Here is a 15490-nt window from a genome sequence, read left to right on the forward strand (position 1 = left end):
CATTTCCGTGGCACAGACCACATACTTTTGAAACTGAATAATGAACGACGATAACACGCAAAATTCTGAAGGTCCGAGTAGAAAATCCTTCTTTGAACGTATTGGCCAACTATTTCAAGGCGAACCACAAAATCGTGAAGAATTAGTTGAAGTATTCCGTGATTCAGAAGAAAACGCTTTAATTGATCACGATACCCGTGACATGCTTGAAGGCGTAATGGAGATTTCTGAAATGCGAGTTCGTGACATCATGATCCCGCGCTCACAGATGACTACCATTGAACGTTCTCAGAAGTTAGAAGATCTAGTAGATCTTATTGTTGATGCTCAACACTCCCGCTACCCAGTTATCAGTGATGATAAAGATCATGTTGAAGGTATTTTACTTGCCAAAGATCTTCTTCGTTATCTTCTTCCTGATAGTGACGCTTTTGATATCGATAAAGTCTTGCGCCCTGCTGTTGTTGTACCAGAGAGCAAGCGTGTGGACCGCCTATTAAAGGAGTTCCGCGAAGAACGTTATCACATGGCTATTGTAGTCGATGAGTTTGGTGGAGTATCAGGTGTTATTACCATTGAAGATATTCTTGAGCAAATCGTTGGTGAAATCGAAGACGAATTTGACGACGATGAAGAACAAGATATCCGTCAGCTAAGCAAGCATACCTATTCGGTGAAAGCGCTTACTACCATTGAAGACTTCAATGAGCTGTTCCATACCAACTTCAGTGATGAAGAAGTGGACACCATTGGTGGTTTAGTGATGACAAGCTTTGGTCATTTACCAAGTCGAGGTGAAGTGGTAGAGCTTGATGGTTATGCATTTAAAGTAACAGCTGCTGATAACCGTCGCGTTATTCAATTACAGGTTACTGTACCTAATGACGCGCAATTACCGACAACGTCTGCATAACAAAGAATGACAACAAAAAAATTTAATCTTCTGGGACGGCTGATTGCAGCTGTCCCTGCTGGTGCCCTAGCCACCTTCTCATTTGCGCCTTATAGCCACTGGTATTTGGCTCCTATTTCACTGATTTTATTTTTCCTATTGCTGCAAAAACAAACAATTAAACAGTCAACTTTGATTGGTTTTTTTTGGGGATTAGGAATCTTTGGTACTGGAATCAGCTGGGTTCACGTCAGTATTGATAATTTTGGTGGTATGCCTAAAATTGCCAGCGTATTCTTAATGACGCTGCTTATTAGTTATCTTGCCCTCTATCCAGCCATCTTTGCCAATCTTTACCACCGATTTTTCCGTCAAAAACCTGTGCTGCAGTTACTTGTTTCAGGCCCAGTTCTTTGGCTCTTGCTCGATTGGTTTAGAGGTTGGTTCTTAACAGGATTTCCATGGCTGTGGATGGGCTATAGCCAAATTGAAAGCCCCCTAAGAACCATTGCGCCAATTCTTGGAGTAGAAGGCATTACTTTAGCTCTGGTACTGATCAGTGGTGCCATTGTTGCAACTCTGTATTATCGAGCATGGAAAACCCTCCTAATCCCAGTGGTTATCGTCGCAAGCTGTCTTGCTCTTAAACCTATCCAGTGGGTTAAGCCAGATCCTTCTCGAACTGTCTCGGTTGCTCTTATCCAAGGTAATATTCCTCAAGAGCTAAAATGGCTACCAAGTCAACGATGGCCAACCTTGATGAAGTATATGGACCTGACCGAGCAAAACTGGGATGCCGATATTATTATTTGGCCAGAAGCGGCAATTCCGGCTCTAGAAGAGCAGATCCCAACGTTTCTTGAAAATCTGGATAAAACCGCTCGTGAGCATCACACTACGTTGTTAACAGGCGTGTTGGATCAAAAAGCTGACGGTGAGTTTTTCAATAATATTCTCACTCTTGGCGTCAATCCAGCAGGCCCTTATAACTACGCAACCGCTCACCGTTATAGCAAACATCACTTGCTGCCTTTTGGTGAATTTGTTCCATTTGGTGATTTACTAAGACCGATTGCGCCGTTTTTCAATCTGCCAATGTCATCGTTCAGTCGTGGAGCTTATATTCAACCGAACTTACAAGCTCATGGATTATCGATAGCGCCAGCACTTTGCTACGAAGTTGCTTTTAGTGAACAAGTTAGAGAGAACGTTCATCCTAATACTGAACTACTGTTGACCTTATCCAATGACGCATGGTTTGGCCGATCTATCGGTCCATTCCAACATATGGAAATTGCTCAGATGCGCTCGCTGGAATTAGGTAAACCTCTGCTACGTGCAACCAATACGGGTATCACCGCAGTGGTAGATGCTGATGGTAATATCACTAAAAAGATCCCGCAGTTTGAGACTGCAGTATTGCGAGATAAAGTGGTCCCGACCTTAGGTACAACGCCTTACGGTCATATGGGTAGCTGGCCTCTCTATGTATATTGCGCCTTAATCAGTGTTATCGCCCTATTGTTTGGCCGAAAATACAGCCAGAAAAAAGCAGCGAAAGTGACAACGGAAGCTGAATAAAATCTGAAAAGGCGAAGTTTAACACTTCGCCTTTTTTATTTGTTATGATAAAAAACAGTATTGAATTGGAATAATGGAGCATTCAACCAGCTCCATAACAGTAAGGAATCGCCCAAATGAAACCAGTTTATCGACTCTTTTCTATGTTATGTGCAGCAGCTCTGTTGTGTATCTCATCACTCTCTCACGCCAGTAGTGACCCAGACACGGAAGCAGCATTAAATAAATTTAAACAAGCGCCGCAAACCTGGCCTTTATTTCATTCATCTTACGGCTATGCGATTTTCCCAAGCGTTGGTAAGGGTGGATTCTGGATTGGTGGAGCATACGGCTCTGGTACGGCCTATCGTGGAAATACCATTACAGGTTATGCCAAATTATACCAAGTCTCTATTGGCCTTCAGTTTGGTGGGCAAGCTTACAGTGAAATTATCTTCTTCCAAGACAAACGTGCTTACGACCGTTTTACCAGTGGTAGCTTTGAGTTAGATGCTCAAGCCTCTGCCGTTGCCATTACAGAAGGCGCTCAAGCCAAAGCGGGAACCACAGGTGTGAACGCAAGTGCTGGTAATGACTATGCTAATGCCAGCTATGTTAATGGCGTTGCTATCTTTACTCTGGCAAAAGGTGGCTTAATGCTAGAAGCCTCAATTGCAGGACAAAAATTTGATTATGAACCAATTTCAGACATCACTCGAAAAGTAAAAGGTTTAGATGCACCATCGCCAGCAAAAGCTGCAAAACCAACCGCTCCGGTAGAGAAAAAATCGGAAGCTGCTGTGATTGTCGATACGGTAGAAGAGCTGCAATAAGTTATTGATAATAAAAACATCTAGTATGAAAACAAAAAACGCAGCGAAATCATCGGCTGCGTTTTTTATTGACTCTAATCAGAGATAGGTACTTTTCTCAATCGTTATGGCGCCAGTGGTTTACGAGTAAATTCAATGCCACCACATTTAATACAAGGCTCGATACGGGTTACATGAGTAATAACCTGTTTATGGCCACATTTTTGGCAAACCAACTCACCTAATCCAATTAGCTCACCGGCTTTATACACGCCATGATGCTCAAGGTCGGCCGTGACTTCATGCCATTCAACTTGAGTTTTATCGGTAATATCTGCCAAGCCTTGCCAGATAGATTCAGAAACCAACTTATAGAATGGGCTCTCGGCAAAAGGCTCAGAGCTTTTTTCAACGTTATCAGCAAATTCTTTCATATCAGACTTTAGATAAGCTTTAATTAACGCCAACTCATCTTTGGTCATATCACTTGCCGCTTCACCATATTTTTCGGTGACTTCAAGAAACTCTTTGAGCTTTTCGGGGCTATGCTTAAGCGCCTCGGTAGCTTTATCCAGTAATAGCTCATATTCAGCTTTTTGTTTTGGCATAGCATTTCTCCTTCGGCTATGGGCTGTTACGTTTTCACCGCCATATTTTGTTGTTACGTATGTAATAACATCGATTCACGGCTAAGCATACGATTTTTCGCTGTGAGTAATGCAATCTGAATCTGCCTTTTTGCAATAGAATCGCCATTGACTTAAACAGACCTTCAAATAGCTGGAGCAATGAAAAATCGTGCTACTCGCTTAAGTATCGCTCTAAATTACGACTTATATCCGGTTTATCGCTACAATTAATTGGGTGATTTGCCATCAGCTATTGTTGACACACCTCCCTTTCGCTATTCTATGTCGATTCTAAGTAATGTGTTTGTACTTAACTCACAAAATCCCGGATGTCATCGATGCAAGAACAATATCGTCCACAGGACATTGAACAGAAAGTTCAAGAACATTGGGACAACAACAAAACGTTTGTTGTTAGCGAAGATCCTAATAAAGAAAAATTCTACTGTCTCTCTATGTTCCCGTACCCAAGTGGTCGACTGCACATGGGTCACGTGCGTAACTACACCATCGGTGATGTAATTTCTCGTTACCAGCGCCTACAAGGTAAGAACGTAATGCAACCAATCGGTTGGGATGCATTTGGTCTTCCTGCAGAGAACGCAGCCGTTAAAAATAAGACTGCGCCAGCGCCTTGGACTTACGAAAACATCGAATACATGAAAAACCAGCTTAAACTGCTAGGTTTTGGTTACGATTGGAACCGTGAATTCGCAACATGTACCCCTGAGTACTACCGTTGGGAACAAGAGTTCTTCACTAAGCTGTATGAAAAAGGCCTAGTGTATAAGAAGACCTCTTCTGTGAACTGGTGTCCAAACGACCAAACCGTTCTTGCTAACGAGCAGGTAGAAGATGGTTGTTGCTGGCGTTGTGATACTCCAGTTGAACAAAAAGAGATCCCACAGTGGTTCATTAAGATCACTGAATATGCCGAAGAGCTACTAAACGATCTTGACCAACTAGATGGTTGGCCAGATATGGTGAAAACCATGCAACGCAACTGGATCGGTCGTTCTGAAGGTGTAGAGCTTGAATTTAATGTGGTTGGTCAAGACAAACCACTAGAAGTGTACACAACACGTCCTGATACACTAATGGGTGTAACATTCGTTAGTATCGCAGCAGGTCACCCTCTTGCGGCACAGGCAGCAGAAAACAATCCAGCACTTGCTGATTTCATCCACGAATGTCGTAACAACAAAGTGGCAGAAGCTGATCTTGCGACCATGGAAAAGAAAGGCATGGATACAGGTCTTACGGCTATCCATCCACTAGACGGTCGTGAAGTTCCAGTTTACGTTGCTAACTTCGTACTTATGGATTACGGCACAGGTGCGGTAATGGCGGTTCCTGCTCACGATCAGCGTGACTTTGAATTTGCAACTAAGTACGGCATCGACATCATGGCGGTTATCAAGCCAGAAGATGGTAGCGAGCTAGATATTTCAGAAGCAGCTTACACAGAGAAAGGCATTCTATTTAACTCTGGTGAGTTCGATGGTCTGGATTTCCAAGGCGCATTTGATGCTATTGCAGCAAAACTAGAAGCAGAAAACAAAGGCAAGAAGACTGTTAACTACCGTCTACGTGACTGGGGTGTATCTCGTCAACGTTACTGGGGTGCTCCAATCCCAATGCTAACTACTGAAGATGGCGAAGTACATCCAGTACCTGCTGATCAGCTACCAGTTATCCTACCAGAAGATGTGGTAATGGATGGCGTAACTAGCCCAATCAAAGCAGATAAAGAGTGGGCGAAAACAACCTTTAACGGTGAACCAGCACTACGTGAAACCGATACGTTTGATACCTTTATGGAATCATCTTGGTACTACGCTCGTTACTGTAGCCCACAAGCTGACGATATTCTTGATCCAGAAAAAGCGAACTACTGGCTACCTGTAGATCAGTACATCGGTGGTATCGAGCATGCTTGTATGCACCTACTATACTCTCGCTTCTTCCACAAACTGCTTCGTGATGCAGGTTATGTGACTTCTGACGAACCATTTAAGCAACTACTATGTCAAGGCATGGTATTGGCTGATGCCTTCTTCTACACCAATGAAAAAGGTGGTAAAGAGTGGGTTGCACCAACAGAAGTAACGGTAGAACGTGACGGTAAAGGTCGCATCACTAAAGCAGTAAACACTGAAGGTCGTGAAGTTGAACACTCAGGCATGATTAAGATGTCTAAGTCGAAAAACAACGGTATCGACCCACAAGAGATGGTTGAGAAATACGGCGCAGATACAGTACGTCTATTTATGATGTTCGCATCACCTGCTGATATGACACTTGAGTGGCAAGAGTCTGGTGTTGAAGGTGCTAACCGCTTCCTAAAACGTGTTTGGAAACTGGTTCACGAACTAACAGCTAACGGTGCAATTGAAGCTCTTGATGTTGCTGCGCTAACAGGCGATCAAAAAGCACTTCGTCGCGATGTTCATAAGACTATTGCTAAAGTAAGTGATGATATTGGCCGTCGTCAAACATTCAACACAGCAATTGCTGCGATCATGGAGCTAATGAACAAGCTAACTAAAGCTTCTCTAGAATCAGCTCAAGATCGCGCTCTAATGGATGAAGCATTAAAAGCTATCGTTCGTATGCTTTACCCTATCACTCCACACGTATGTTTCACTATGTGGGAAGCATTAGGTGAATCAGATATCGACCACGCTGTATGGCCTCAAGCTGACGAAAAAGCATTGGTTGAAGATGAGAAGCTAATCATTGTTCAGGTTAATGGTAAACTACGCGCTAAACTGACTGTTGCAGCAGATGCAACTAAAGAGCAAGTAGAAAATCTAGGTCTTAACGATGAGAACGTAACGAAGTTCACTGATGGTCTAACTGTTCGTAAAGTAATTTACGTACCAGGTAAACTACTGAACATCGTAGCAAACTAATCTTTTAGCTACTGTAATACCCAAATCCCTGCCTAAGTGCGGGGATTTTTTTTATGTGCTCGGTTGGAACTCGCATCTTGAACAGGTTTGGGTATAATCACAACTATACCCATTTTATATACTATTCATGGAGCTGACTTCAGTGACACGCTATTTCTCAATGAAACAGGCCAGCCGCTTTTTAATGGTAACGCTACTAGCTCTGGCTACGGCTTCTTGTGGTTTTCACCTTCGTGGTAACTATATGCTGCCAGAAGGTATTGCGAAGCTATCACTAACAAGTTTTGACCCATACGGCCAACTGACTCGACAAGTGAAATCTCAATTTAAGATGCACGGTATTCAGCAGGTAACTCCTGCTAAAAACGTACCAAACTTAAATATTGTTAGTGAATCAGATGGCGACCGCACTCTTTCTCTCTATCAAAATAATGGCCGAGCAGAATACGAACTGACTTATAGTGTGAACTACAGTGTATCAATTCCAAATCATGGCGTTGAAAACTTCACCACTCGTGTCACTCGTACTTTCCTTGATAACCCATTAACTGCTCTTGCTAAATCGGTAGAAGAAGACGAATTAAAACAAGTTATGCGTCAACAAGCGGCACAACAAATTATGCGCCAACTTGCTCGCTTAACGGTGACTTTCAATAAGATTGCCGAAGAAGAACACAACGACGCACTTGCTGACACTCTACCTGGTAAATCAAGCGTCACAACCGAGAAACTGTCAGATAAACAAGCTGCTGATACTATGTTCGCTCAGCCGCAATCGCAGTCACTACCACAAATTAATAGTATCTCCGAAGGCACCAACCTAGAATGAGAATCTATCCTGAACAACTGACGCAAACCTTAAATAAAGGCTTGCGTCAGGCCTTCTTATTATTTGGCAATGAGCCGCTACTCAAACTGGAATGCAGTGATGCCATTCGTCAATGTGCTGAGCAACACGGCTTTTTAGAACGACATAGTTTCACCGTTGATAATCAGCTCGATTGGAATCAGGTACTCGACTGCTGCCAAGCGCTCAGCCTTTTTTCCAGTCAGCAACTAATTGAGCTAGATATTCCAGAAACAGGGTTAACGCCGACTCAAACCAAAGCATTGCAGCAAGTTACCGCAGCGCTAAATCCTGATATTTTATTGGTATTAACCGGGCCGCGTTTAAACAAAAAACAAGAAGCGGCAAAATGGTTTAAAGAGCTAGAGCCAAATGGTGTTTATATTCCATGTAATACACCAGAAGCAAAGTTCTTACCCCGCTTTATTCAAGGTCGCTGCCAGCAATTGGGGCTCAAACCCGATCACGAATCGGTACAATTATTGGCCCAGTGGCACGAAGGTAATTTACTGGCTTTAGCGCAAAGTCTGCAAAAATTAACGTTACTCTACCCAGATGGTGAGTTAACCGTTATTCGATTGCAAGAAGCGTTAAGTCGAAATAATCACTACACCCCGTTTCAGCTAGTAGATGCATTACTTGCAGGTCAAGCCAAGCGTAGCCAGCGTATTTTACGCCAGCTCCAAGGTGAAGGTGTTGAGCCAACGATTTTGCTGCGAACCATTCAGCGTGAACTGACCCAGCTTTACAAAATGCAGGAGCTGGGGAAAAAAGGCACCTCATTGAATGTGATTTTTGAGCAGTTTCGAGTCTGGCAAAATCGTCGTGAAATTTATATTGGTGCATTTCAGCGCTTACCACTAACAACACTTATGCTATTGATAAAACGCCTAAGTTTGCTAGAAATAAAGGTAAAGACCGATTTTGATACCAATCCATGGCCTGAGCTAAGTGCGTTATGTGCTGAAATGTGTGGCATCAAGACGGTTATTTTTCATAACTCATAATGGCGCAGCTAACATTTTTTCATTTTGATGGTCGAAGAGAGAGAAAGCGATAAAATCCCATGAGATTTGCGCCTATTTGACTAGCAGCAGCCATAGAGCGTGATATACTGCGCCGCTCATAATTCCTTGCTTATGATTTGACATAAGCAAACCTAGTAACAACATCCAACTGAGGGAAATCCTTTGCAGGTTCAAGAATTACACGACTTCATCGTAGACAAAGTTGATGACATCAAAGCACAAGATATCGTGACTGTTGACGTACGCGGAAAATCTAGCATCACGGATATGATGGTTATTTGTACGGGTACTTCGAACCGTCACGTTGCATCTATTGCCGATCACGTGAAAAAAGAGTCAAAACTGATCGACTACCCTCCTTTTGGCATTAGCGGCGAAGAAGATGGCGAGTGGGTTATTGTTGATATGGGCAACGTAATGCTGCACGTAATGCAAGAAGACGCACGTCAGCTGTACCAACTGGAGAAACTTTGGGGCTAAGTTACGATGAAGCTTCAATTAATCGCCGTTGGCACCAAAATGCCCAAGTGGGTTGAAGAAGGCTACAAGGAATACAGTCGTCGCTTCCCGAAAGATATGCCACTAGAGCTTGTTGAAATTACAGCAGGTAAACGTGGCAAAAATGCTGATATTGCTCGAATTCTGCAAAAAGAAGGCGAAGCGATGCTGGCTGCTGTACCAAAAGGCAATCGCATTGTAACGCTAGATATCCCAGGTAAACGCTGGGATACCGAGCAACTTGCTGAACAGCTAGAGAGCTGGAAGCTTGATGGTCGTGATGTGTCTATCTTAATCGGTGGACCTGAAGGACTGGCTCCGGCTTGTAAAGCGGCAGCTGATCAGAGCTGGTCTCTATCGCCACTAACTCTGCCACACCCTCTTGTTCGAGTGGTTATGGCTGAGAGCTTATACCGTGCATGGAGTATCACAGCTAACCATCCGTATCACAGGGAATAAGTCACAATGAGACAAAAGCGAACCCAGATCCGCGATCATCGGGCTGAGTCGGCTCTTTTCTTTCGTCGAGCTCTTGTCTCATTTATCGGCATCGCTGTGCTGGTAGGTGTTCTACTGACTAATCTTTACCATATTCAAGTTCAAGAACACGAAGACTACCAGACACGGTCGAACGATAATCGTATCAAGATCGTTCCAGTTTCCCCTAACCGCGGTTTAATCTACGACCGTAACGGGGTATTACTGGCAGAAAACCGTCCAGTCTACTCACTCGAAATCACTTCAGAAAAAGTTCCAAATCTTGAAGAAACATTACTGGCACTTCAAGAGATTATGGGCGTAACTGAAGACGATATCACCAAATTCCAAAAAGAGCGCCGTCGTACCCGTCGTTTTAAATCGGTTCCAATTTTAGACCAATTAAACGAAGAGCAAGTGGCACTTTTTTCTGTTAATCAACACCGTTTCCCAGGGGTTGAAGTAAAAGCATACCTAAAACGTCACTACCCATACGGTGATGCGCTTACACACGTATTAGGTTATGTAGCGAAAATTAATGACCGCGATATTAAACGGTTAGAAAAAGCAGAAAAACTCAGTAATTACAAAGCGACCCGAGACATTGGTAAGCTGGGTATAGAGCGCTATTACGAAGATCAACTGCATGGCACTTCAGGCTATCAAGAAGTGGAAGTCAATAGCCGTGGTCGTGTGATCCGAACCCTTAAATATGTACCACCTATTCCAGGCCAAGATCTTAAGCTCAATATAGACATTGCGCTGCAACTGTATGTGCAAGAATTACTGACCGAGCGCTCTAAGGATCCTGCAACAGGCGAAGAGGTGGTAAAACACAAACGCGGCTCTGTTGTGGTTCTTGATCCAAAAGATGATTCAATCTTAGCCATGGTATCGAGCCCAAGCTACGACCCGAACCTGTTTGTAAAAGGTATTTCAGGGAAAAACTACCGAGAACTGCTCAATAACCCAGATCGCCCTCTGGTAAACCGAGTCACTCTTGGTATCTACCCACCCGCATCAACAGTTAAACCTTTGATCGCGGTTGCTGCATTAACCGAGGGGGTTGTGACCACCAAAACCACTCGAAATGACCCGGGTTGGTGGGTGATCCCAAATTCAACCAGTCGTAAATTCCGAGATTGGCTACGTTGGGGTCATGGCTCAGTAAATATCTATAAAGCGATTGAAGAGTCAGTGGATACTTACTTCTATCAAGTGGCCTATGATATGGGTATCGACCGCCTATCGACTTGGATGAATAAGTTTGGTTATGGCGAATACACAGGTGTTGATATTCACGAAGAGAGTAAAGCCAATATGCCAACTCGTGAGTGGAAACAAGCTCGTTATCGTCAACCTTGGTATCAAGGCGACACCATTCCTGTCGGTATTGGCCAAGGCTATTGGACTGCAACGCCACTGCAAATAGCGAAAGCAACATCAGTTTTGGTTAACAATGGTGTCGTTCATCGCCCGCACTTATTGCAAAGTACTATAGAAGATGGCGTTGAAACAAAAACCGAGTTTAAAGATTTCCCACCTATCACAGGGGTAAAACAGTCTACTTGGGATGTCGCCAAAGAAGGTATGCATCGAGTGCTTTACGGTCATCGTGGTACGGCGCGTAAAGCCTTCTATCACACCCCCTATCAAGCTGGCGGTAAATCAGGTTCAGCTCAGGTATTTGGTCTGGCTGAAAACCAAAAATATAACGCAGATGAGTTAGAAGAGCGCTTGCGTGACCATGCGCTATTTACTGCTTTTGCGCCATTTGAAGATCCAAAAGTTGTGGTTTCTATGGTTTTAGAGAACGCAGGTGGCGGTTCAAGTAATGGTGGTCCGATTGCTCGTAAGATATTTGATCACATGTTATTGGAACCAAGTGCCGTAAATGATCTCTCAAAGACTGAGAATAATAAAACCGCAAGTACTGAGGAGACTCAATGAGTATCATGGCGGAAACGGGTAACAAGCGCACACTAAGTGATCGCTTACATATTGATGTCCCGTTACTTCTAGGACTTTTAACATTAATGGGTTTTGCCCTTGTGATCATGTGGAGTGCCAGTGGGCAAAACTTGCCGATGATGGAACGCCAAGGGATGCGTATTTTGCTCTCTCTTGCCATTATGTTTGCTTTGGCTCAAGTGCCACCTCGTCATTATGAGGCTTGGGCTCCCTATCTGTTTGGTGTCGGGCTTGTACTCCTAGTCGGGGTATTGGCCTTTGGTGAAGTATCCAAAGGGGCACAACGCTGGTTAAACTTAGGATTTGTTCGCTTTCAACCATCAGAACTGATCAAACTGGCTGTCCCCTTGATGGTGGCACGATTTATTGGTAACCGACCGCTACCACCGAGTTTTCGTAACTTAGTGATTGCGCTGGTTATGATTTTTGTACCCACTATTTTAATCGCAAAACAGCCCGATTTAGGTACCTCGATTCTAATTGCCGCATCCGGTATTTTTGTGCTGTTTTTATCAGGCATTAGCTGGCGCATTATTTTAGCGGCCTGCTTACTGCTTGGTGCCTTTGTGCCAATTTTATGGTTCTTCTTAATGCACGATTATCAGCGAACCCGTGTTATGACGCTGTTTAATCCAGAATCAGACCCCTTAGGTGCCGGATACCATATTATTCAATCCAAAATTGCGATTGGCTCAGGTGGATTACATGGCAAAGGTTGGCTACATGGTACTCAGTCACAATTAGAATTTGTGCCAGAGCGACACACTGACTTTATTTTTGCCGTAATTGCTGAAGAATGGGGCCTATTAGGGGTGCTATTTTTACTTGGCGTTTACCTATTTATCATAGGTCGTGGGTTATTATTGGCAAGTCGAGCTCAAACTGCATTCGGTCGAATGATGGCAGGTAGTATCGTCTTAAGTTTCTTTGTTTATGTTTTTGTAAACATTGGTATGGTAAGTGGCATTTTACCCGTAGTAGGTGTCCCACTGCCGTTGGTAAGTTATGGGGGGACATCCATGGTGACCCTTATGGCGGGATTTGGCATCTTGATGTCGATTCACACTCATAGAAAAATGCTGTCTAAGGCAACATAAATGCGTTCAATATTTTTAATTTTCCTTCTTATTTTGGCAGGTTGTAGTTCATCACCAGAGACTACCGAACAGTCAAAAGCCAATAAACCTGAAGTGACTCAGCCGCCGAAAAAGCATGATCCGGATAATATGGATCCCAATGCAGGTCGCTACTCCTTAGAGCATGATAAAGCACCAGATGTTATTCCAGTGTTGAAAAACATCAAAGATGCAGTACCACGTTATGAACCACGTAGTTTAGCCGGAAATAAAGACTATACGCTTCGTGGTAAGCGCTATCACATCATTAAAAATCCAAAAGGCTTTACTCAAACGGGTTATGCTTCTTGGTATGGTATGAAGTTCCACGGCCATAAAACAGCCAATGGTGAAACATACGATATTTATGATATGACAGCAGCGCACAAAACCTTGCCGATCCCAAGTTATGTCAAAGTGACCAATACTCGTAATGGCAAAACCGCGATTGTTCGCATTAATGACCGTGGTCCATTCCACGATGGTCGTATCATCGATTTAAGCCTTGCTGCGGCAACAAAGTTGGATGTGGTAAACCACGGTACAGCACCCGTTAAAATCGAAGTGATTTCAGTACCAAAACCGACAACAGTTCAAGGTTGGCATGCAGTAACACCACATTACTATTATGTTCAACTTGCGGCAGTAGCAGGTGAAAGCAAAGCTGAAGAAATGAAGGCAAACCTACGTAAAAAGTATGGTGTGCCAGTAAATACTCAACGTGTTAATACCTCAACAACATATCGTGTACGCTTAGGCCCTTACTTGGATCACGATGCGGCACAACATATGTTAGATCGCGTTAAAGTGAACCAATATCCAAAAGCATTCATCACTACAGTGAATCGCTAGCAGGGAACAAAATACGTTTCTACTGCTCTAACTAACCGACTTATATTGTGCTGCAATATTAAGTCGGTTTTTTTGTATCCGAATCACTTGGATATCTATGTCGCCTATGCACGCTATTTATGCGCATTTTATGTCAAGATTTGGGAATCTTCTCTGCCCTCGGGTGGCTGATATTTTTCAATCTGTTATAGTGTGTAAGAATTTTTCACCTTTAAACCGATTAAGTTACAACACCATGAAAAAATCTGCTGCACTTTTATGTTCTGTTGCCGTTTCAGCATCTTTGCTGGCTTCAGCTACTGTTGCTGCTTCTCCAGCTGTAGTACCTGAAGCACCACAAATCGCAGCCAAGGGCTATGTTCTTGTCGACTATAACTCTGGCAAAATCATCGCAGGTCATAATGAGTATGAAAAACTGGCTCCGGCAAGTTTAACAAAAATGATGACCAGCTATGTAATTGGCCAAGAGATTAAAAGTGGCAATATCTCACCTGATGATACGGTTGTTGTAAGTAAAAATGCGTGGGCTAAGAATTTCCCAGGCTCATCCAAGATGTTCCTTGAGGTGGGCAAAACAGTTAAAGTTTCTGACCTTAACCGCGGTATTATTGTTGATTCAGGTAACGATGCCTGTGTTGCAATGGCAGAGCACGTTGCTGGCTCTCAAGAGTCATTTGTTGACCTAATGAATGCATGGGCAAAAAATGTTGGCATGAAGTCAACTCACTATGCAAATGTCCACGGTTTAGATAATCCAGATCTTTACACAACGCCGTACGACCTATCACTGCTGGCTCGCGCTATTATTCGTGATACACCAAACGAATTTAAAATCTACAGCGAAAAATCATTCACCTACAACGGCATTACTCAATACAACCGTAACGGCCTATTGTGGGATAAAAGCCTTAACGTAGATGGCATGAAAACTGGCCATACCAACAATGCAGGCTACAGCCTAGTTAGTACAGCAACCGAAGGCAAAATGCGCCTGATCTCTGTTGTTATGGGTACTAAGAGTCCAAATGCACGTAAAGCTGAGAGCAAAAAGCTCCTCAACTACGGCTTCCGTTTCTTTGATACTGTTTCACCAAACAAAGCTAATGCCCCACTAGTATCAGAAAAAGTGTGGATGGGTGATACCGATACCGTTGAGCTAGGTGTAACAAAAGATACCTATGTGACACTGCCTCGTACTCAAACCAAAGATCTAAAAGCAAGCTTTGTGATCAACAAAGAGCTACGCGCACCCATTAAGAAAGGTGAGCAGCTAGGTACACTATACTACCGCGTTGGCGATCAAGATGTGGCTCAATACCCATTGGTTGCACTTAACGATGTCAATGAAGGTAGCCTATTTAGCCGTCTTGTTGACTATGTGATGATGCTATTCCAAAGCTGGTTCAACTAAGCCCACAGCTTAACAAAATCTCACCAAAAGGCAGCCATTGTGCTGCCTTTTGTTTTTTTATCCATCGGCAACGAACGGTTTATACGGTCTAAACTTGTTTTGCGGCTTACAACCCATTAATATTCAGCCATTGATGCAAATCATTTTTTGATGAGTTTGTATTATTGCTAATCTCAACGAACCTTGGAGTTCACGATGCAAAACGAACAACCAAAACTACGAGATCTTCTGGAATTCCCTTGTAAGTTCTCATACAAAGTCATGGGTGAAAACAAGCCAGAACTTGCTGATCTTGTTGTTGAAGTAATTCAACGCCATGCACCAGGTGATTACCTACCAACGGTTAAGCCAAGTGCAAAAGGCAACTACAGCGCTGTGTCTGTAACCATTAATGCAACTCATATCGACCAAGTTGAAACGCTATACAAAGAATTAGCTGAAATCGACATCGTTCGCGTTGTATTATAATCCTCATAAATTTAG

Annotated in this window: 14 protein-coding genes; 13 read left to right on the top strand and 1 reads right to left on the bottom strand. The window is 43.3% G+C overall.

Going from position 1 to position 15490, the window contains the following annotated elements; genetic code table 11:
• Window positions 1-40: 40 nt before the first annotated feature.
• The 3 genes from corC to WAX86_RS11470 all read left to right on the top strand — a co-directional run bounded on the left by corC (window position 41) and on the right by WAX86_RS11470 (window position 3285).
• A complete protein-coding gene (gene corC, locus WAX86_RS11460) occupies window positions 41-913 on the top strand; it encodes a CNNM family magnesium/cobalt transport protein CorC (protein WP_065171582.1) in 873 nt (290 codons plus the stop codon).
• A gap of 6 nt (window positions 914-919) precedes the next feature.
• Window positions 920-2473: an apolipoprotein N-acyltransferase gene (lnt, locus tag WAX86_RS11465; protein WP_065171581.1), complete on the top strand. Its 1554-nt coding sequence runs from the start codon at window positions 920-922 to the stop codon at window positions 2471-2473.
• A gap of 116 nt (window positions 2474-2589) precedes the next feature.
• Window positions 2590-3285, top strand: a complete 696-nt coding sequence (locus tag WAX86_RS11470) for a lipid-binding SYLF domain-containing protein (RefSeq protein ID WP_341488831.1) — start codon at window positions 2590-2592, stop codon at window positions 3283-3285.
• Between the two features lie 104 nt (window positions 3286-3389).
• Here WAX86_RS11470 and WAX86_RS11475 read toward each other — a convergent pair whose 3' ends face one another.
• Window positions 3390-3872, bottom strand: a complete 483-nt coding sequence (locus tag WAX86_RS11475; RefSeq protein WP_044174772.1) for a zinc ribbon-containing protein — start codon at window positions 3870-3872, stop codon at window positions 3390-3392.
• A 359-nt stretch (window positions 3873-4231) separates the two neighbouring features.
• On the opposite strand from WAX86_RS11475, the gene leuS reads away from it, so the two are divergent.
• The 10 genes from leuS to ybeD all read left to right on the top strand — a co-directional run bounded on the left by leuS (window position 4232) and on the right by ybeD (window position 15475).
• Window positions 4232-6808, top strand: coding sequence for a leucine--tRNA ligase (leuS, locus tag WAX86_RS11480; protein ID WP_239974039.1), 2577 nt, complete (start codon window positions 4232-4234; stop codon window positions 6806-6808).
• A 127-nt stretch (window positions 6809-6935) separates the two neighbouring features.
• Entirely contained in the window at window positions 6936-7637 is a 702-nt protein-coding gene (lptE, locus tag WAX86_RS11485) for an LPS assembly lipoprotein LptE (RefSeq protein ID WP_036763355.1), read from the top strand.
• Complete coding sequence (gene holA / locus WAX86_RS11490; RefSeq protein WP_044174766.1) at window positions 7634-8662, top strand: DNA polymerase III subunit delta; 1029 nt, start codon at window positions 7634-7636, stop codon at window positions 8660-8662. The genes lptE and holA overlap by 4 nt, the downstream gene beginning before the upstream one ends.
• 183 nt (window positions 8663-8845) lie before the next feature.
• Window positions 8846-9163 carry a ribosome silencing factor gene (rsfS, locus tag WAX86_RS11495; RefSeq protein WP_005298041.1) on the top strand — a complete coding sequence of 106 codons (318 nt, stop codon included), beginning with the start codon at window positions 8846-8848 and terminating at the stop codon, window positions 9161-9163.
• A 6-nt stretch (window positions 9164-9169) separates the two neighbouring features.
• Complete coding sequence (gene rlmH / locus WAX86_RS11500; protein ID WP_036763353.1) at window positions 9170-9640, top strand: 23S rRNA (pseudouridine(1915)-N(3))-methyltransferase RlmH; 471 nt, start codon at window positions 9170-9172, stop codon at window positions 9638-9640.
• A 6-nt stretch (window positions 9641-9646) separates the two neighbouring features.
• Window positions 9647-11608 carry a penicillin-binding protein 2 gene (gene mrdA, locus WAX86_RS11505; protein ID WP_237033419.1) on the top strand — a complete coding sequence of 654 codons (1962 nt, stop codon included), beginning with the start codon at window positions 9647-9649 and terminating at the stop codon, window positions 11606-11608.
• Window positions 11605-12726 carry a peptidoglycan glycosyltransferase MrdB gene (gene mrdB, locus WAX86_RS11510; protein WP_005298036.1) on the top strand — a complete coding sequence of 374 codons (1122 nt, stop codon included), beginning with the start codon at window positions 11605-11607 and terminating at the stop codon, window positions 12724-12726. Before mrdA ends, mrdB begins: the two co-directional genes overlap by 4 nt.
• Window positions 12727-13596, top strand: a complete 870-nt coding sequence (locus WAX86_RS11515; protein WP_341488832.1) for a septal ring lytic transglycosylase RlpA family protein — start codon at window positions 12727-12729, stop codon at window positions 13594-13596.
• Window positions 13597-13831: 235 nt separating this feature from the next.
• Window positions 13832-15007: a serine hydrolase gene (locus WAX86_RS11520; protein ID WP_065171576.1), complete on the top strand. Its 1176-nt coding sequence runs from the start codon at window positions 13832-13834 to the stop codon at window positions 15005-15007.
• Between the two features lie 195 nt (window positions 15008-15202).
• Window positions 15203-15475, top strand: a complete 273-nt coding sequence (gene ybeD / locus WAX86_RS11525) for a DUF493 family protein YbeD (RefSeq protein WP_005298032.1) — start codon at window positions 15203-15205, stop codon at window positions 15473-15475.
• Window positions 15476-15490 lie beyond the last annotated feature (15 nt).

This window comes from Photobacterium damselae subsp. damselae (assembly GCF_038086725.1).
GTDB lineage: Bacteria > Pseudomonadota > Gammaproteobacteria > Enterobacterales > Vibrionaceae > Photobacterium > Photobacterium damselae.

Bases quoted from the DNA above. Each gene is read 5' to 3' on its own strand.
- ybeD (WP_005298032.1), top strand. From the start codon at position 15,203: ATGCAAAACGAACAACCAAAACTACGAGATCTTCTGGAATTCCCTTGT.
- mrdA (WP_237033419.1), top strand. From the start codon at position 9,647: ATGAGACAAAAGCGAACCCAGATCCGCGATCATCGGGCTGAGTCGGCT.
- WAX86_RS11475 (WP_044174772.1), bottom strand. From the start codon at position 3,872: ATGCCAAAACAAAAAGCTGAATATGAGCTATTACTGGATAAAGCTACC.
- WAX86_RS11470 (WP_341488831.1), top strand. From the start codon at position 2,590: ATGAAACCAGTTTATCGACTCTTTTCTATGTTATGTGCAGCAGCTCTG.
- mrdB (WP_005298036.1), top strand. From the start codon at position 11,605: ATGAGTATCATGGCGGAAACGGGTAACAAGCGCACACTAAGTGATCGC.
- WAX86_RS11515 (WP_341488832.1), top strand. From the start codon at position 12,727: ATGCGTTCAATATTTTTAATTTTCCTTCTTATTTTGGCAGGTTGTAGT.
- corC (WP_065171582.1), top strand. From the start codon at position 41: ATGAACGACGATAACACGCAAAATTCTGAAGGTCCGAGTAGAAAATCC.
- WAX86_RS11520 (WP_065171576.1), top strand. From the start codon at position 13,832: ATGAAAAAATCTGCTGCACTTTTATGTTCTGTTGCCGTTTCAGCATCT.
- lptE (WP_036763355.1), top strand. From the start codon at position 6,936: ATGGAGCTGACTTCAGTGACACGCTATTTCTCAATGAAACAGGCCAGC.
- rlmH (WP_036763353.1), top strand. From the start codon at position 9,170: ATGAAGCTTCAATTAATCGCCGTTGGCACCAAAATGCCCAAGTGGGTT.
- lnt (WP_065171581.1), top strand. From the start codon at position 920: ATGACAACAAAAAAATTTAATCTTCTGGGACGGCTGATTGCAGCTGTC.
- leuS (WP_239974039.1), top strand. From the start codon at position 4,232: ATGCAAGAACAATATCGTCCACAGGACATTGAACAGAAAGTTCAAGAA.
- holA (WP_044174766.1), top strand. From the start codon at position 7,634: ATGAGAATCTATCCTGAACAACTGACGCAAACCTTAAATAAAGGCTTG.